Genomic DNA, 18,158 nt, shown 5'->3' on the forward strand with positions numbered 1-18,158 from the left:
CTCTTGAAATCGGACCGTATCAGACGTACAGCGCCTGCGGATTCAGGTCGCTTTCGCACACCGGAGTGTCGCGCCATCCCATGGCGACTGGAACGCGGTACAGGCGCGGATTGCCCAGCTCCGGCCAGATGTGGCACAGCCCCGGCACGACCACCTTCACAGTGTGCAGGGGAATGTCGGGGCGCGTGTGGTCCAGGACGATGGTTTCCAGGCCGAGCGCAGCGGCAATGGCAACGCAGCGCCGGATCTCCCCGGCGATGTCCGTGCGCGCGGCTGGCGCCGGCACGACGTTGCCCGCGTCCGACGGCATGAGAAAGCGCGGCGGGCCTTCTTCCCTGGCTTCCCCGGCGGCACGCTGCATCGCGAAGGTCTTGCCGGCCGCGATCAACTGGCTCATTTCGGTGAGCGCACGCTCGCAGGCCAGCGCACGGTCGGGGCTGCAGCCGAAGCCGATGGCCCACGCGCCCGTTTGCAGATGCCGGCCGATGGCAACCGCCACCGGAATGCCGAAATCGTGGGTGATGTCGAGCACCCAGCGCTCCCATTGCGGGCCGCAGGTGCGCTCGACGCGCTGGCGGATTTCGTCGGACAGGCCGCCGAGGTCGATGGCCGGCCTGGGAACTTCGCCGTACCACCAGATGGCGGCGGCATCGCGCTCCACCAGTTCGAGAAAGCCCTGCAGGATGGCTTCCTCGCGCGTGTTCCCGGCGGCGCAGCCGTTCGATGTCCAGCTGACGTGGCACTGGCTTTGCGCCGGCGCATGGGCAAAGCAGAAGGCCAGCGGCAGGTAGCAGCGTTCATCGGCCGTGAGCGACCAGGCAGGCGTCCACCATGCGGGCCCGGACGACACGGACGACGCCACGGCATGCGGAGGCTTCTGCGCCGTGTCGAATCGCTCGCGCTGCCGGTCGCTGAAGAGCGCCAGCGCCTGCGGCTGGATGCAGCGCGCATCGAGGTCGGCGGCGAAGGCCACGACCGAGGCTTCGTCGCCCTGATGGAAGGCGGCATAGCGCTCGACCGCCTCGCACAGCGCGCTGGCGCGGGACTGGTCCATCGACATGCCCTTGCCAAGGCAGATCTGGGTCAGCGCGCCGGGCAAAAGATCGTCGCCGGGCGGCGGCGTCCTGAAGATTTCGCTGCGATAGACCGTCAGCGCGCCCTCGGATTCGGCGTTCAGCGGCGCGATCTGCGCGATCACCCCGCACAGCGGGCTGACGTGTGGCGCCAGCCGCGCCACCGTGACCGAGGCCGGCACCGTGCGCCAGCCGCCATCGCGCCGGGCGATGGGCGGGCCAGACTCCAGCACGATGCGCTCGCGTTGCCGCTGCGCGACGAGCCCCGGCGTTCCGCAATGCGGGCACTGGGGGCGGGCGGCGACGGAATGCAGCTGCGGTGAATCCAGCGTCCGCACGTGTGCGTCCGCCTGCGTGGCGATCTGCTGCGCTATGGGCAGCAGCTGGCCGAGACGTTCGGCGACTAGCCGGTCACCTGCCCGCACCGGCAGACCGCTGCCCGGGGTGCCATGCCGCGCCTGCCACCATGCACGCGCCGGCCGGTTCCTCAGCCAGCGGTGCGCGAGGCAATGCCAGCAGGGGCCGGCCGTCGCCGCGCCCGGCCTGAAGAATGGGCCGGCCATGGCCTGTTCGCCGGTGGGCTTGACCAGCAGCCAGGGACGACCCGAGGCGCGCTGCTGCGCATCGATGGTGCCGAGCCGGGGGTCGAGGTAGTCGTCGCAAAAAACGAGGGTGAGGCCGGTGTCGGCGAACGCCTGCGCCCAGCCGCTTGCCGCGTCGCCGCTCACCGCGTTCGACAGCGCGATGACATCCACGTGGTCGGAGATGGCCGTGCGCACATGCGCCGCCGAAAAATCGGGCACGAGGTACGGCTCGCCGCCGTCCATCGCAACGGGTCGCACGAGCCCCTGGCGCGTCAACGCCTCGAGCGCATGCAGCATCTGTGCAAGCAGTGCGGCCGCGCCTTCGGTGCGGCAATAGGTGGCGAGGCTGACGCCCTCGCGCAGCACGCGCTCGACGGCCATGACACCCGGCGAGCCGAGCACCGACAGGTCGTTCTCGCTGGGCAGCAGCAGGCGGTCCTGCAACACCACCGGCGGCAGGTACCTGTCGTGCCAACGGAAAACCTCGCCGAAGAAATCCGGCGCCGCCGCAGCGCTACTCATCGTCTTTCAGGCCCAGCGCGAGGCGCACGACGGCATAGGGCCAGGCCCCGGTCGTGGCCCGGAACGCCGCCTCGAACAGCCGATGCTGTTCCGAGAATTGCGCGTAGATATGGTCTTCGGACAGCACTCGCATCGCCGGATGCAGGCCTGCGATGCGGGCGCCATCCTCGAAGCCCGACACCACCGGCAACCGCATGCCGCCCACCTCCATGGGCATGCGCGCGAACACCGGATGCACGTGGTCGAGCACGACGACACATGGCGTGGCGGTGTGTTCGAAGCGCCCGGCCAACCGGCGCAGAAGCGCCTCCAGCGGCGCCTGCGGAAGATAGGGGCAGACACCCTCCAGCATCGCGAGCACGGGCCGCTCGCCGGGCAGGTCGGCGGCGTCGAACCACGCGTCGTCGAGCACCGAGCATGCGAGGTCGCTCTCGCCCTCATGGCGCGCGACGTGCTGCGCCCGCAGGCTGATGGCTTCAGGCAGATCGATGTTCAGCCAGCGGGAATTCGCCGTCACGGCGGCCCCGAGGCGGCTGCGCCGGGTGCACAGCCCCGCGCCGAGCGTGATGCACAGGCCGGCAGGGTGGGCCGCGAGGAACTCGGCCGCATAGCGGTCGAACAGTGCGGCACGCAGGACAACGCTCCTGACGAATGCCGCGTCCTTCGCGTAAGCCGACAGATCGAAAGGCAGCGACGCCGCGATGCGCCGCGCCTCGGGATCGGAAAACACCGACGCATCGGCCACGCTGCCGGAGTCGGCACGCGCGGCCAGCGTCAGCAGGAGCGTGGCCGAGGCGCCTTGCAGCGCGCTCGTGGCCTGCCCCTGTTCGGCAGCGGACTCAGCAGGTGAAGGGATAGGCCGGGCCCGTGTTGTTGTACGAGGTGAGCGCGATCGGCCGCAGCTCCACTTCCACCGGAGCAGTCGGGTAGTTGAGACGGATGCCGTTCTTGATCAACGAGTCGTTGGCGTTCTTCAGGTTCCATTCGCCCTTCGCCGCGTCCCACGTGAAGGCGGAGTTGGTCGTGAACAGGATCTTGAAGTTGAACGGGTTGTTGTAGCCCAGCCATTGGCTCAGCACGGGCGCCTTGTCGGCGTCGGGGTCGCGCGTCAGGTCGAAAAGGAACTCCGGCGATTGCCATGCGAGGGCGACCGCACGCAGCACCACGCCGCCGAACGCCAGCAGCGAACCGTCGCCGCCGCCAGGAATGCCGAGGCCGGTGGGCAGCGCGCCACCAATGAGGCCGGTCGGCGTTTCGAAGGCGGCAGCAGGGCCCATGAAGTCCGGGAACAGCTGGTAGTAAGCGGCCAGGGCCTCCGTAGGCTGCGACGACGGTGCCTGCGGCAGCACGATGACAAAGGAATCGTCAGGGCCGACCCAGCCGGACGTCAGCATCGGCTTCCATGCGGCGCGCATGTCCGGATTGGGGTCCTGGAAGAGCGAGATGTCGAGCAGCGGCCACTGCGTCGGCAGGCCGAAGTCGTCGTGCAGCATCTGCTGGATGTCCGGCGTGTCGAGCAGCTTTGCGCGGTAGGCATCGTCCTGCCACGATTTGGCAATGCCGCGCAGGTAAGCAAGGCGGAATTCGAGCAACGGGTCGGCAGCTTGGCTTTGAAAGGTCATGGTGACTTCATCCTTGGTTCAAGACATGGTTCGAGAAACAGGCGCATGCACGGGCATGCGCGACGACAGTTCCGGCCGCAGGTCGGCCAGCTCCTTGAGGCGTCCAGCCACGTTGTGCCCGGCGGGTGCCAGTGCCTGCAACGCCGCCAGGGCTTCGTATTCGGTTCTGTACTTCGCACCCTCGCGCGCGACGTTGGCGGCCTGCGAGAAGCACTCGGCCACTGCGTCGTGTTCGCCGCCCGAGGCCTGCAGGTAACGGGCCTTCTGCAGATGGAGCTCGGACCTGTAGAGCCCTTCCTTGAGCTCGTCCGCCAGGCGCAGGCACTCGTCGATCCGCTCCAGCGCCTCGCCCCAGCGGCCATTGGCGGCCAGCGTGTCGGCGGCAAAGGCGCGGTAGTAGGTCTGGCAATAGCGGCAGCCCATGCCCCACAGCGCCTGCACCCAGCCGTCGGCCTGCGCGATGTTGTCGACGTCGCCGGTGGCCCAGCAGCGGATGATTGCCGCGTAGCCCTGGAATGCCGGCAGGCCGTAGCGCTCGGTGATGCCGAGCAGCTCGCCCGTGCTCACCAGCGCCCGCGCCTTGTCGTTGCGGCCCTGATGGCCAAGGCTCTGGTACAGCAGGGCCATGCTCAGCGACGGAATGTGCGACATCTCGCGAGCCCAGCGCACGGCATTGGTGGCGTCGGCGCGCGCGGCCGCGTCGTGGCCCGCGAACCAGCGCACGAGTGCGCGCCCCGTGGTCGCCCACACGCGGGTGTCGAAGCCGAAGTAGGCGGCATGGTGCGCATGCCCCTCGGGGCTGTAGCGCTCGATGCCGTCCGTCAGCGACTGCTCGGCGCGCTCGAAATAGCCGTCGGAATAGTGCGCGAGCCCGAGGTACGTTTGCGCCGCGACGAACACGCCCTCGTCCTGCTGCTGGGTGGCGTGGTCGAGCAGCCGGTTGCTCAGCTGCTGCACCTCGGCGCGATTGCTCGCGACGTGGTGGAAGGTGATCAGCGTCCACAGGTGCTGCACCTGCTTCTCGCGCGCTACGTCGTCGGAGAGCAGCTCTTGCGACAGGGCGATGCGGTCCACCACCTGCGCATGCGCCCAGCCGTACTTGTTCATCATGGCCTGCGTGACGTAGCTGTTCACGTCGAGCCGCGCCTCGCGCTGCGCGGCGCTGTCCAGGTGCGCCATCCAGCCGTCGATGTGCTGGGCATAGGCTATGGTTTCGTCGTTCAGCGAGCGGTGCTGGGTAATGAGCAGCTGCCGCACGGCCAGCGCGACGGCCTCCGCATGCTCGCCCGCATCGGCCCAGTGCTGGGCCACGCTGCCCGGCTCGCTGGCCACGCGCTGAGGCTGGCTGCTCAGCAGCGTCTGCGCGACGTTGCGGTGCTGTTGCCGGCGCTGCGCGTCGAGCATGCATTCGTAGGCGGTGTCGCGGATCAGCGCGTGGCGGAAGATGAAGGCGCCTGGCGGTCCGGCCGGGGCCACGAGCCCCGCGTCGAGCAGCACGGCCATGTCCTTGTCCATCACTTCGGGCGACTTGCCCGAACAGGCGCACAGCAATTCGGCATCGAACTGCCGCCCGATGGTGGCTGCCAGCTGCAGCAGCCCCTTGACGGAGCCCAGCCGGTCGAAGCGGCTGACCAGAGAGTCGCGCAGCGTGACCGGAATGGCAGCCGGCTGCGCCGTGTCCTTGAAGACCCAGACGCCCTCCTGTTCCACCAGGTAGGCGTCGAGCAGCATGCGCGCCATTTCCTGGATGAACAGCGGCACGCCGTCGGTGCGCGCGACCACGTTGTCGATCACTTGCTGCGCGGCGACTCTTGGCGCCAGCGCCTGCCGGGCCAGTTCGGCGGCCTGCGCGTCTTCGAGCCGACGCACCTCGATGCACTCGGCCTGCAGCGCCGGCGGCTTCACCCATTCGGGCCGCGCGGTCAGCACCAGCAGCACGCGCTGCTGCGGCAATTGGGCAACCAGCTGCTCGACGAACTCGATGCTGGTGGGGTCGGCCCAGTGCACGTCTTCGAGCAGGAGCAGCAGCGGCGCCGCCTCGGCCATGTGCAGCAGCCACTGTGCGGTCGACTGCAGCAGCAATCCCTTCTGCATCGCGGGAGACACCTGGCTGGGTGCGCGATCGCCCAGTGGGAGAGACAGCCACGCGCAGAAGATCGGCAGTACCGCTTCGGCGTCGCAGCCGGCGGCCTGCAGGGCCTCGCGCAGCCGCTCGCGGCGGGCGTCGGGCGTGGTTGCATCCGGCGCGGCTTCGAGGCGCTGGCGCAGCAGCGTCAGGAACGGCGTCAGCGCGTTGTTCTGGTTCTCGGGCTGGCACTGCGCGCTGACGGTCTGCCAGCCTTCCCGCGCCACCTGCTCGCGCAGCACGTCGGCAAGGCACGACTTGCCGATGCCGGGCTCGCCGCGGACCCACACCGCGCCGCCGTGGCCTTGCCGGGCCTGCGCCCATGCGGCGCGCAGCTGTTGCAGTTCGGGCTCGCGTCCGATGCACGCGTTGTGCAGTGCCTGCTCCACGGATCCATGCGGCGCGGGCGCCTGCTGTTCGCCGCCCAGGCGGTAGGTCTGAATGCCGCCGGACTGCCCCGGCAGGGTCACGTTGCCGGCCTTGTCGAAGCGCGCATGGCGGCCCAGCAGCCGGTAACTGCTTTCGCTTGCCAGCAGCGTGCCGGTATCGGCCACGCCCTCGAGCCGCACCGCGACGTTGACGGCATGGCCCGACGGGATTTCTCCGGCGGCCACCACCGCCATGCCGGTGTGCATGCCCATGCGAATGCCCAGGTGCACGCCGTGCGCCTGCTCGATGGCGGCCGAGCGCTCGCGGCTCAGGTCGATCAGCTCCAGCGCCGTCATGCCGGCCTGCCGCGCATCGGTGTCGCTGGCGTGCGGATAGCCGAACAGCACGATCATCCGGTCGCCCAGCGTGCCCGCCAGCAATCCGCCGCGCCGCGTGGCGGTTTCCGCGAACAGGGTGAGCTCGTTGCGCTGCAGCAGCTCCAGGTTTTCGATGTCGGAGGGCAAGGCGTCGTCGATGCCCTCTTCGTCCGCGCCGGCGTCCGGCCAGACGGAGACGCTGCAGCACAGCACGGTGAGCTGCCGCTTTTCGGAAAACCCGCGCGTGGTGGCCACGGTGTGGCTGAGAGCTTCGTCTTGCGCCTGCTTCGCCGATCGCAGCACGCCCACCAGGTCGTCAAGCCGCAGGCGCCCGAGTTCGGCCAGCAGCATGGCCGCCGAATCGCTGCGGTCGGCCGCCTTTTTCCTCAATGCCTGGCGCAACACGGAGGCCACCGGATGGCTGGCGATTTCCGCCGGCAGAGGCACCTCTTGCGGGCTCAGTTGCTGGTGAAGAATTTCTGCCGCCGATGCGCCGCGAATGGCGGGCACGCCCGTCAGGCACTCGATGAACATCAGCCCCCAGGCGTAGATATCGGACTTGACGCCGGGCGGCTCGCCGCGCAGCTGCTCGGGCGCGCTGTAGGCCGGCGTGCCCAGAGACTCGTCGGTCATCGTGAGCGTGGGGAACTCGGCGCCCCTGTTCGAGGGAATGACGGTGCTGATGCCGAAGTCGAGCACCTTCGCATGCGGGACGGCGCCGGTGAAGGTGACCATCACGTTGTCGGGCTTCAGGTCGCGGTGCACGATGCCTGCGCTGTGTGCGCAGTCCAGTGCGTCCAGCACTTCCGCCATGAGGTGGGCGGTCTCGGTGGCCGTCAGCGCGCCCTTGCGCCGGATCAGGCTGGTGAGCGTTTCGCCCGGCACGTACTCGAAGACGCCATAGACGCATGGGCCCTGCTCGCCCTTGTCGAGCAACTGGACGATGTGCGGGTGGTGCAGCGAGGCGCAGAGCTTCGTCTCGCGGTGGAAACGTGCAACGCGCTGGCTGCCGACCTGCAGCTTCACGACCTTGATTGCGACCACGGTGCCCGTGTTCTTCTGCAGCGCGCGATACACGGTGCCATAGCCGCCGGCGCCTAGCTCCTCAAGCAACTCGTAGCCCGGAATCTCCAACGGATTCGGCAATGATGATTGCGACACTGCGTGCGTGGGGTTGGTGACGGCATCCTGCATTTCAGTCTCGTCGTGATGGATCGTTGAGAGTCCTCCGGAGCGTGCTGCGGCCGCGATCTGCGCTGCGGCAGGAACGCGAATTAGACACTAATTGTTACTGTAGCGGACGCGAGGACTTTTCAACTGGGTCGCCCAAAAAAGAAAACCCGCGCAACGCGCGGGAGGTTAGAACTTTTGAATGTATAAGCGCCCTCGCTCGCGAACGTGGCCGATTCGCGGACACCGAGGAACCGGCTCCGCCGGGCCTCAGGTGTCGCCCCCGGTAGGGGGTTGGCGTAGCGACACGAAGTGCGCGAAGCCTGGGGGCGAGCTTATTTCTTGTCGCCGCCCGGCACCTTGCCTTCGACGCCCTTGACGTAGAAGTTCACGCCCGACAAGAACTTGTCGTCGGCCACTGCGTCCTTGGCGACCACTTCCTTGCCGTCCTGACCGAGGATCGGGCCCTTCCAGATCACGAAGCTGCCGTCCTTCAGGCCCTTCTTCACGGCCTCGACCTTGGCCTTGGTTTCGGCCGGCACGTCTTCGGCGATCGACACGAGGTCGATGGCGCCTTCCTTCACGCCCCACCAGCTCTGGCCGGTGGCCCACTTGCCGTCCAGCGCTTCCTGGGTGGCCTTGATGTAGTACGGGGCCCAGTTGATGGTGGCCGAGGCCAGGTGGGCCTTGGGACCGTAGGCGGTCATGTCCGAATCCCAGCCGAAGGCGCGCTTGCCCTTTTCCTGTGCGGTCTTGAGCACGGCCGGCGAGTCGGTGTTCTGGAACAGCACGTCGGCGCCGCCGTTGATGAGGGCGGTTGCGGCTTCGGTTTCCTTGGGCGGGCTGAACCACTCGTTCACCCACACGACCTTGGTCGTGATCTTCGGGTTGACCGACTGCGCGCCCAGCGTGAAGCTGTTGATGTTGCGCAGCACTTCGGGAATCGGCACCGAGCCGACCACGCCCAGCGTGTTGCTCTTGGTCATGGCGCCGGCAATGACGCCTGCCATGTACGCGCCCTCGTACGTGCGGCTGTCGTAGGTGCGCATGTTGTCCGAGGTCTTGTAGCCGGTGGCGTGCTCGAACTTCACTTCCTTGCTGTCGGCCGCGACCTTGAGCATGGGCTCCATGTAGCCGAAGGTGGTGCCGAAGATCAGCTTGTTGCCCTGGCCGACCATGTCGCGGAACACGCGCTCTGCGTCGGCGCCCTCGGGCACGCTTTCGACGAAGGTGGTCTTGATCTTGTCGCCGAATTCCTTCTCGAGCGCCTTGCGGGCGTTGTCGTGCGCGAAGGTCCAGCCGCCGTCGCCCACCGGTCCGACATAGGCGAATGCGATGTTCAGCGGCGCTGCCGGAGCCGGAGCGGCCGCAGCAGGTGCCGGGGCCGGCGCGGGCGCCGCGGCCGGTGCTGCCGCTTCTTCTTTCTTGCCGCAGCCGATCAGGGCCGCCGAAGCGACCGCAGTGAGAGCGGCCAGCTTGAGCAGGGAGCGCTTGTTCAGATCATTCATTGTCGGAAATCCTCAAAAGGACAGGTTGGCGGAAAACGAAACGCGATTATGAGCCGGGGTAGAACGGTTTCCCGATGGAAGCCGGCATGTTGGCGCGGATGAAGGCCGGGTTGCGCGAGATCAGCGCCAGCACAACGATGGGCGCGATGTACTGCAGCATGCTGAGGAACTGCGAGGGCACGTCGACGCCACTGCTCTGCAAATGAAAGCCCAGCATCGACACGCCACCGAAGAGGTACGCACCCAGCAGCACGCGCACCGGCCGCCAGGTGGCGAAGGTGGTCAGCGCCAGCGCGATCCAGCCGCGGCCGGCCACCATGCCCTCGACCCACAGCGGCGTATACACGGTCGACAGATACGCGCCCGCGAGCCCGCACAGCGAACCGCCCGCAATCACCGCCATGAAGCGGATGCGCCGCACCGGATATCCCAGCGCATGCGCCGACTCGGGCGATTCGCCGACCGAGCGCAGCACCAGGCCGGCGCGCGTGCGGTACAGGAACCAGATCAGCGCCAGGGTCAGCACCACCGCGAAATACACCATCGGGTGATGGCGGAACAATGCGGGGCCAACGAGCGGAATGTCGCTCAACATGGGGATCGCGTACGACGTGCTTTCCGGCAGCTTGGCCTGCACGAAGTTGATGCCGGCAAAGGCAGAGAAGCCGACGCCGAACAGGCTCAGCGCCAGGCCCGTTGCGTACTGGTTGGTGTTGAGCCAGATCACCAGCACGCCGAAGAAGGCTGCGAGCAAGGCGCCCGCCGCCATGCCGGCCAGGAAGCCAAGCCAGGGGTTGTGCGTGGTGACGACCGTGGCAAAGCCGGCGATCGCTGCGCACAGCATCATTCCCTCGGCGCCGAGGTTGACGATGCCGGCCTTCTCGTTGATGAGCAGGCCCAGCGCCGCGATGGCGAGCACGGTGCCCGCGCTCAGCGTGGAGCCGAGCAGGAGTGCGTAGCTTTCCATGTTCAGTGGCTCCCTTCGGTGGCACGCGCGACGGGTGCAGTAATGGGCGTGCTGGCCTGCAGCGAGGCGGTGGTCATGGTGGCGGCCTTCGCGGCCGCCTTGCGCCGGATGCGGTACGCAATGAGCGTGTCGCAAGCCAGCAGCGTGAACAGCAGCAGCCCCTGGAACACACCGGTCAGCGACTTGGGCAGGCCCAGCCGCGACTGCGCAAGCTCACCGCCGATATAGAACATGCTCATCAGGATGGCCGAGAAGATCATGCCCACCGGATGCAACCGCCCGACGAAGGCCACGATGATGGCCGCGAAGCCGTAGCCCGCCGGCACATAGGGTGTGAGCTGGCCGAGCGGCCCGGCCACTTCGAGCGCACCTGCCAGGCCGGCCGCGCCGCCCGAAGTCAGCAGCGCAATCCACACCGCGCGCCGCGCCGAGAAGCCCGCATACCGCGAGGCCGCCGGTGCCAGCCCGCCGACCTGCTGCGCGAAACCGGCGCGCGTGCGGAACAGGAACACCCACAGCGCCCCCGCCCCCACCAGCGCGATGACCAGTCCGATGCTCACGCGCGAGCCCTTGAACAAGCGCGGAATCTGCGTGACTGCCTCGAAAGTCTTGGTCTGCGGGAAGTTGTAGCCGTTCGGGTCTTTCCATGGTCCATAGACCATGTAGCCCAGCAGCAGCGTGGCCACGTAGACCAGCATCAGGCTCACCAGGATTTCATTGGCGTTGTACTTGTCGCGCAGGAACGCGACGATGCCCGCCCACACCATGCCGCCAAGGATGCCGGCCAGCAGGATGGCCGCGACGATCCACTGCCCCGTGGTCTTGTCGGCCAGCAGCGCCACGCCGCCTGCCGCGATGGCACCGAACACGAACTGCCCTTCGGCGCCGATGTTCCACACGTTCGAGCGGAAGCACACGGCCAGCCCGAGCGCGATGATGAGCAGCGGCGTCGCCTTCACCATCAGCTCGCCGATAGCGTAGCCGCTCTTGATGGGTTCGTAGAAGAACACCAGCAGGCCCTTGACCGGGTCCTTGCCGAGTGCGGCGAACAGCGCCACGCCGATCAGCACGGTGATCAGCAGCGCCAGGATCGGTGAGGCGTAGCTCCAGAAGCGCGACAGCTCCGGGCGGGGTTCGAGCTTAAGCATGGGCGGCCTCCGCCTTCTGGCCGGCACCGGCTTGCCACAGCCCGCTCATCCATTCGCCGATCTGCGGCAGCGTGGCAGCCGCGCGGTCGATGGAGGGCGACAGCCGCCCCTTGGCGATCACGTGCAGCCGGTCGCAGATGTTGAACAGCTCGTCGAGCTCCTCGCTGATGACCAGCACGGCACAACCCGCGTCACGCAGCGCAAGGATCTCCGCATGGATGAGCGCAGCCGCGCCCACGTCCACGCCCCAGGTCGGCTGCGAGACGATGAAGAGCTTCGGGTTGGCGTCGATCTCGCGCCCGACGATGAACTTCTGCAGATTGCCGCCCGAGAGCGAACGCGCCGCTGCGCGCGGCCCGCCGGCCTTGACCTTGAAGCGCTCGATGATGGCCTTGGCCTGGCGCTCGAGCGCGCCGGTGCGGATCCACCCGCCCCGGCCCACCGCATCGCTGCGCGTGAGCAGCAGGTTGTGCGCGAGCCCCAGCGTGGGCACCGCGCCGCGGCCCAGCCGCTCTTCGGGCACGAAGTGCAGGCCGAGCGCACGCCGCGAGCGCGGGCGCAGCCGGCCGGCCGGCTTGTCGAACACCCGGACCATCGAGGCCTCGGCGCGCACGTCCTCGCCCGAGAGCGTGTAGAGCAGTTCTCGCTGGCCGTTGCCCGAGACGCCCGCAATACCGACGACCTCGCCCGCGCGAACCTCGAACGAGATGCCCTCGAGGTCCATGCCGAACTGGTCTTCGCGCGCCAGCGACAGCCCGTCGACGCGCAAAGCCACAGCGCCTGCATGCACCGGCCGGTGCTGCAGCGGCGGCGGCTCGCTGCCGATCATCAGCCGCGACAGCGACTGCGTGCTCTCGTTCTGCGGATTGCACACCCCCGTCACCTTGCCGCCACGCAGCACGGTGCAGGCGCTGCACAGCTCCTGGATCTCATGCAGCTTGTGGCTGATGTAGAGGATGCTGCAGCCCTCGGAGGCCAGCTTGTTCAGCACATGGAAGAGCTTGATGACTGCCTGCGGCGTGAGCACCGATGTCGGCTCATCGAGGATCAGCAGCTTGGGGTTGGTGAGCAGCGCGCGGATGATCTCCACCCGTTGCATCTCGCCCACCGACAGCGTGTGCACCGGGCGCGAGGGATCGATGTCGAGCCCGTACTCGCTCGCCTTGGCGGTGATGCTGCGCGCAACCTCGGCCAGTTGCAGCGACTTGTCGAGCCCCAGCCAGACGTTCTCGGCCACGGTGAGCGTGTCGAACAGGCTGAAGTGCTGGAACACCATGCTGATGCCCAGCGCCCTCGCCTGCTGCGGGTTGCGCAGGTTGACGACGTGGCCGTCGAACATCACGGTGCCCTCGTCGGGCTTGACCGACCCGTAGATGATCTTCATCAGGGTCGACTTGCCGGCGCCGTTCTCGCCGAGCACGGCGTGGATTTCGCCGGGCTGCACGGCCAGGGAGATGTCGCTGTTCGCCACCACCGCGGGATACCGCTTGGTGATGTTCGCGAGCTGGAGTCTGGGGGTTGTCATGCCGGGTTTCGTGGATTTGTCTCGTTCAACTGCAACAAAGCGGGAACAGCTATCAGTTTAATAGCGTGCTCCCGCGACCATCGGCGCCCGACGGCGCTTCGCTCAGTTCATTGCATCAGTGTCCGCCGATATAGGCGAACTTGAACAGGAACACGGCGGCGATGACCCAGACCATCGCATGCACTTCCCGTGCCCGGCCGGTGCAGAGCTTCAGCACGGCGTACGTGATGAAGCCGAAGGCCAGGCCGTTGGCGATCGAGTAGGTGAAGGGCATCGTCAGCGCGGTCACCGCGGCGGGGATCACCTCGGTGGTGTCTTCCCAGTCGAGCTCGACCAGGTCGCGCAGCATCAGGCAGCCCACGAAGAGCAGCGCCGGCGCGGTGGCATAGGCCGGCACCGAGCCCGCCAGCGGCGAGATCATCAGGCAGGCCAGGAACAGCAGCGCCACCACCACGGCCGTGAGGCCGGTGCGCCCACCCGCCTGCACGCCCGCAGCGCTTTCCACATAAGCCGTGGTGCTCGAGGTGCCGAGCAGCGAGCCGGCGAAGATCGCGCCGCTGTCGGCCAGGAGCGCCTTGTTCATGCGCTCCATCTTGCCCGGCACCAGCAGGCCGGCGCGCTTGGCCACGCCCATCAGCGTGCCGGTGGCGTCGAACATCTCGACCAGGAAGAACACCAGCACCACGTTCAGGATGCCGCCCTTGAGCGCGCCCAGGATGTCGAGCTGCATGAAGGTGGGCGCGATGGACGGCGGCGCATCGAACACGCCATGGAACTTGTTGCCGCCGAAGAAGAACGACAGCACCGTCACCGTGACGATGCCGATCAGGATCGCGCCGCGCACCTTGAGCTTGTCGAGCGCCACGATGATGAGAAAGCCCAGCGTCGCCAGCACCACCGGCGCCGAGTGCAGGTCGCCCAGCGTGACGAAAGTGGCGGGCGATGCTGCCACCACGCCGGCGCTCTTCAGCGCGATGAGCGCCAGGAACATCCCGATGCCCACGGTGATCGCAGTTCGCAACGACTGCGGTATGCCCTGTATGAACAGCTCCCGCAACCCCGTGACCGTGACGATCAGGAACAGACAGCCCGAGATGAACACCGCGCCCAGCGCAACCTGCCACGTGTAGCCCATGCCCAGCACCACCACGTAGGCGAAGTAGGCGTTCAGGCCCATGCCCGGCGCCATGGCAATCGGGTAGTTGGCGTACAGGCCCATGATGAGCGTGCCCAGCGCGGCAATCAGGCAGGTGGCGACGAAGACCGCGCCCTTCGGCATGCCCGCATCCCCGAGGATCGACGGGTTCACGAAGATGATGTAGGCCATCGTCAGGAAGGTGGTGAGCCCCGCGATGACCTCGGTGCGCACGGTGGTGTTGTGCGCACTGAGCTTGAACAGGCGTTCAAGCAGGCCCGAGCCGCTTGCGCTGCCCACAGCCGCACGCGGACGCGCGGACTCGACATGCCCCGGGATGCGGGGCTCGGCGCCTTTCGGCGCCTGTTCCAACGTACTCATTTCGCTTGTCTCCAGCTGTTGTAGTGGCGGTTTTCATCGTTCCCCCGCTCACGACGCCGGCGCGAACGGGGTTTTCTCAGGGATCCGGGGTTTCAGGGGCGACGGGCGGGCGCAACGCAGCGCCAGATACACCGGGTATGGCGGAAGCCGGAGGCCGCAGCGACGCCGCCACGTCCTTGATGCATTCGCGCAGCCAGCGCGCAGAGCTCGACGAATGGGTGCGTTCGTGCCAGAGCTGGTAGTACATGAGGCGCGGCAGCGCCACGGGGCAATCGAGAATCTTCAGCGGCAGCCGCGACGCAAAACGCTCGCAGTACTGGCGCCCGGTGGTCAGCACCAGCAGGCTCGAAGCCACCATGTCCGGAATGAGGCTGAAGTGCGCGCAGCGCGCCGTGATGTTGCGCTGCCGACCCAGCTCGTCGAGCATCTGGTCGATGATGCCGCGCCCGCCCGGGTGCATGGGCGTGGGCGCGATGTGCTCGGCCGCAAGCCATGTCTCCAGATCCCAGCCGCGGCGCACCGCCGGATGGTCCTTGTTGACCAGCGACACCACCTCGTCGCCGAAGAGCCGCGCCATGTGCAGGTCTTCCGGTGGCTTGAGCCAGTTGCCGATCACCAGATCGACCTGGCCGAGTGCCAGGTGGCCGTGGTAGTCCGAGTCGGGCGAGAGCGCGTGGATCTCGATCTGGCACAGCGGCGCGTCGCGCTTGACCTGCGCCACCAGCATGGGCAGGAACAGCGGGTCCATGTAGTCGCTGGCCGCGATGCGGAAGGTGGTGGCCGCCGACTGCGGCTCGAAGCCCCGCGCATCCGAAAACAGCATCTCGGCCGCGCGAAGAATGCTCGCAGCCGGCTCGATCATGCGCAGCCCCGCGTCGGTGGGCACCATGCCCGAGCCCGAGCGCACCAGCAGCGGATCGCCCGACAGCTCGCGCAGGCGCTTCAGCGCGGCCGAGACGGCCGGCTGGTACATGCCCAGGCGGATGGCTGCACGCGAGACGCTGCGGTCGGTCAGCACGGTGTGAAGCACCCGGATCAAATGAAGATCGATCTTGTCGAAAAGCGCCTGGTCTCTCATGGCTGTTCACACCTTTCTTGTCTGTGCGAACAGTTATACAGCGCAGCATTTGGCGAAACCGGGTGTGGAAGTGAAGCTCGGACCGTGCGAGCACGGCCCGCTGTCATTCGGCCGATGCGGGTTCCACCGCCTGCACGGCGGTGATGGCTCGGAGGATCGACTCGCTGGTGGCCGGCGCCTTCAGCGGCGGATCGACCCTGTGCCCACCGGCCGCCGACACCGCATCGCGGATCGCGAAGAACACCGAGAACGGCAGCAGCAGCGGCGGTTCTCCCACGGCCTTGCTGCGGTGAATGGAGTCTTCGAAATTCTGGCCTTCGAACAAACGCACGTTGAACACGGGCGGACAGTCGTTGGCGGTCGGAATCTTGTAGGTGCTGGGCGCGTGCGTGGTGAGCTTGCCGCTTTGCGGGTGCCACACCAGCTCTTCAGTGGTGAGCCAGCCCATGCCCTGGATGAAGGCACCTTCGACCTGGCCGATGTCCACCGCCGGATTCAGCGACTTGCCCGCGTCGTGCAGGATGTCGGCGCGCAGCAGCTTCCACTCGCCGGTGAGCGTGTCGACGATCACCTCGCTCACCGCCGCGCCGTAGGCGTAGTAGTAGAACGGGCGGCCCTGCATCTTGTCCTTGTCCCAGCTCAGGCCGGGCGTGGCGTAGAAGCCGTCGGACCACAGCTGCTTGCGGTCGAGATACGCCTCGCCCACCACGGTGCTGAAAGCCAGCGTGCGGCCGTTGACCTCGACCTTGTCGTTGGCAAAGCGCACTTCACTGGCCTTGCCACCATGGCGCTCGGACGCGCTCTCGGCCAGGCGCTCGCGAATCTGGCGGGCTGCGTCCTGCGCGGCCTTGCCATTCAGGTCGGCACCGGTCGACGCGGCAGTGGCCGAGGTGTTGGCCACCTTGGTCGTGTCGGTCGCCGTGACGCGCACGCGCTCGAAGCTCACGCCCAGCTCGTGCGCCACCACCTGCGCCACCTTGGTGTTGAGGCCCTGCCCCATCTCGGTTCCGCCGTGGTTCACGAGGATCGAGCCGTCGGTGTACACGTGCACCAGCGCGCCGGCCTGGTTGAAGTGCTTCACGTTGAACGAGATGCCGAACTTCAGCGGTGCCAGTGCCAGGCCGCGCTTGAGCACCGTGCTCTTCTTGTTGAAGGCCGCGATGTCTTCGCGCCGCGCGCGGTAGTCGCTGCTGGCTTCCAGCTCGGCCACGAGTTCGTGGACGATGTTGTCGGTGACGGTCTGGCGATACGGCGTGACGTTGTTCTCCGCCTTGCCGTAGAAGTTGACGCGCCGCACGTCGAGCGGGTCGCGCTTCAGCTCACGGGCCACCGAGTCCATGATGTTCTCGATGGCGATCGCGCCCTGCGGACCGCCGAAGCCGCGGAAGGCCGTGTTGCTCTGCGTGTTCGTCTTGCCCGAGAAGCCGTGCATGGCCACGTTGGGCAGCCAGTAGGCGTTGTCGAAGTGGCACAGCGCGCGCGTCATCACCGGGCCCGACAGGTCGGCCGAGTGGCCGGCGCGCGAGACCATCGTGATCTCTGCGCCGAGGATGCGGCCTTCGTCGTCGTAGCCGACTTCGTACTCGTACCAGAAGCAGTGACGCCGGCCCGTGACCATGAAGTCGTCGTCGCGGTCGAGCCGCAGCTTCACGGGGCGCTGCAGCTGCCGCGCCGCGATGGCCGCCACGCAGGCGAACAGTGCCGACTGCGACTCCTTGCCGCCAAAGCCGCCGCCCATGCGCCGGCATTCCACATGCACTTCGTTCGACTGCAGGTGCATCGCATGCGCCACCAGGTGCTGCATCTCGCTCGGGTGCTGCGTGGAGCAATGGATGTGCAGCGCGCCGCCTTCCTTCGGAATGGCGTAGCTGATCTGGCCTTCGAGATAGAACTGTTCCTGCCCGCCCACGTCGAGCGTGGCCTTGTGGCGATGCGGCGCGTTGGCGATGGCGGTGCGCACTGCGGCCTCGTCGCCTTCGTTGGCGGCACCGCCGCTGCGCACGATGTGCATCGGCGGCACCACGTACTGGCCGCGTTTGTGCGCGGCCTGCGGCGTGAGCACGGGCGGCTGGGCCTCGATGGTCAGCGCGTCCTTGGCCTTCGCGGCGGCGCGGCGCGCGTCGGCGCGGGTTTCGGCGATCACGGCGAACACCGGCTGGCCGAGGTAGCGGATCTCGCCGCCATCATTCACGGGCAGCAGGATCGGGTCGTCGTGAATGATCGAGCCGCAGTCGTTGGTGCCCGGAATGTCGTCAGCCGTGATGACGGCGACCACGCCCGGCATGGCGCGAATGGCGTCGAGCGACAGCGCCGTGACGCGGCCATTCGCGGCCGGCGACAGGCCCAGCGCGCAATGCAGCGTGCCGGTGAGCTCGGGAATGTCGTCGATGTAAGTCGCTTCGCCGGCAACGTGCAGGTGCGCCGATTCGTGCGGCCGGCTGATGCCCACGCGCATGCCGCGCTCGTGCGCCAGCGCTTCGGCGCCCACGTCGATGCGGGCGGCGGTGTTGGTCAGGTAGTCGGCAAAGGCCTCGGAGGGCTGCAGCAGGCGGGCGTCGATGGGCTTGTTCATGG

At 67.6% G+C, this 18,158-nt stretch carries 11 protein-coding genes; all 11 read right to left on the reverse strand.

Annotation, left to right across the window (positions count from 1 at the left end; genetic code table 11):
• Nucleotides 1-19: 19 nt before the first annotated feature.
• The 11 genes from ACZYSP_RS26455 to xdhB all read right to left on the reverse strand — a co-directional run bounded on the left by ACZYSP_RS26455 (nucleotide 20) and on the right by xdhB (nucleotide 18,156).
• Nucleotides 20-2,179 carry a TOMM precursor leader peptide-binding protein gene (locus ACZYSP_RS26455; RefSeq protein ID WP_489017495.1) on the reverse strand — a complete coding sequence of 720 codons (2,160 nt, stop codon included), beginning with the start codon at nucleotides 2,177-2,179 and terminating at the stop codon, nucleotides 20-22.
• Nucleotides 2,172-2,924, reverse strand: a complete 753-nt coding sequence (locus ACZYSP_RS26460) for a class I SAM-dependent methyltransferase (protein ID WP_093179725.1) — start codon at nucleotides 2,922-2,924, stop codon at nucleotides 2,172-2,174. Before ACZYSP_RS26460 ends, ACZYSP_RS26455 begins: the two co-directional genes overlap by 8 nt.
• A 94-nt stretch (nucleotides 2,925-3,018) precedes the next feature.
• A complete protein-coding gene (locus ACZYSP_RS26465) occupies nucleotides 3,019-3,801 on the reverse strand; it encodes a BMA_0021/BMA_0022 family TOMM bacteriocin (protein WP_489017498.1) in 783 nt (260 codons plus the stop codon).
• A gap of 18 nt (nucleotides 3,802-3,819) precedes the next feature.
• Complete coding sequence (locus ACZYSP_RS26470) at nucleotides 3,820-7,866, reverse strand: TOMM system kinase/cyclase fusion protein (RefSeq protein ID WP_489017500.1); 4,047 nt, start codon at nucleotides 7,864-7,866, stop codon at nucleotides 3,820-3,822.
• Between the two features lie 311 nt (nucleotides 7,867-8,177).
• A complete protein-coding gene (locus tag ACZYSP_RS26475; protein WP_093058837.1) occupies nucleotides 8,178-9,350 on the reverse strand; it encodes a BMP family ABC transporter substrate-binding protein in 1,173 nt (390 codons plus the stop codon).
• A gap of 46 nt (nucleotides 9,351-9,396) precedes the next feature.
• Nucleotides 9,397-10,317, reverse strand: coding sequence for an ABC transporter permease (locus tag ACZYSP_RS26480; RefSeq protein WP_097198506.1), 921 nt, complete (start codon nucleotides 10,315-10,317; stop codon nucleotides 9,397-9,399).
• A 2-nt stretch (nucleotides 10,318-10,319) separates the two neighbouring features.
• Nucleotides 10,320-11,465, reverse strand: coding sequence for an ABC transporter permease (locus tag ACZYSP_RS26485; protein WP_435462131.1), 1,146 nt, complete (start codon nucleotides 11,463-11,465; stop codon nucleotides 10,320-10,322).
• Entirely contained in the window at nucleotides 11,458-12,990 is a 1,533-nt protein-coding gene (locus ACZYSP_RS26490; protein WP_489017503.1) for an ABC transporter ATP-binding protein, read from the reverse strand. Before ACZYSP_RS26490 ends, ACZYSP_RS26485 begins: the two co-directional genes overlap by 8 nt.
• Nucleotides 12,991-13,105: 115 nt before the next feature.
• Complete coding sequence (locus ACZYSP_RS26495; protein ID WP_426389710.1) at nucleotides 13,106-14,506, reverse strand: NCS2 family permease; 1,401 nt, start codon at nucleotides 14,504-14,506, stop codon at nucleotides 13,106-13,108.
• Nucleotides 14,507-14,582: 76 nt separating this feature from the next.
• Complete coding sequence (locus tag ACZYSP_RS26500) at nucleotides 14,583-15,584, reverse strand: LysR family transcriptional regulator (protein ID WP_489017506.1); 1,002 nt, start codon at nucleotides 15,582-15,584, stop codon at nucleotides 14,583-14,585.
• Nucleotides 15,585-15,687: 103 nt separating this feature from the next.
• Nucleotides 15,688-18,156: a xanthine dehydrogenase molybdopterin binding subunit gene (xdhB, locus tag ACZYSP_RS26505; RefSeq protein WP_489017508.1), complete on the reverse strand. Its 2,469-nt coding sequence runs from the start codon at nucleotides 18,154-18,156 to the stop codon at nucleotides 15,688-15,690.
• Nucleotides 18,157-18,158 lie beyond the last annotated feature (2 nt).

The organism is Variovorax sp. F042 (genome assembly GCF_057814215.1).

Coding starts and splice junctions, on each gene's coding strand:
- ACZYSP_RS26455 (WP_489017495.1), bottom strand. CDS start 2,179: ATGAGTAGCGCTGCGGCGGCGCCGGATTTCTTCGGCGAGGTTTTCCGT.
- ACZYSP_RS26465 (WP_489017498.1), bottom strand. CDS start 3,801: ATGACCTTTCAAAGCCAAGCTGCCGACCCGTTGCTCGAATTCCGCCTT.
- ACZYSP_RS26470 (WP_489017500.1), bottom strand. CDS start 7,866: ATGCAGGATGCCGTCACCAACCCCACGCACGCAGTGTCGCAATCATCA.
- ACZYSP_RS26475 (WP_093058837.1), bottom strand. CDS start 9,350: ATGAATGATCTGAACAAGCGCTCCCTGCTCAAGCTGGCCGCTCTCACT.
- ACZYSP_RS26480 (WP_097198506.1), bottom strand. CDS start 10,317: ATGGAAAGCTACGCACTCCTGCTCGGCTCCACGCTGAGCGCGGGCACC.
- ACZYSP_RS26485 (WP_435462131.1), bottom strand. CDS start 11,465: ATGCTTAAGCTCGAACCCCGCCCGGAGCTGTCGCGCTTCTGGAGCTAC.
- ACZYSP_RS26490 (WP_489017503.1), bottom strand. CDS start 12,990: ATGACAACCCCCAGACTCCAGCTCGCGAACATCACCAAGCGGTATCCC.
- ACZYSP_RS26495 (WP_426389710.1), bottom strand. CDS start 14,506: ATGAGTACGTTGGAACAGGCGCCGAAAGGCGCCGAGCCCCGCATCCCG.
- ACZYSP_RS26500 (WP_489017506.1), bottom strand. CDS start 15,584: ATGAGAGACCAGGCGCTTTTCGACAAGATCGATCTTCATTTGATCCGG.
- xdhB (WP_489017508.1), bottom strand. CDS start 18,156: ATGAACAAGCCCATCGACGCCCGCCTGCTGCAGCCCTCCGAGGCCTTT.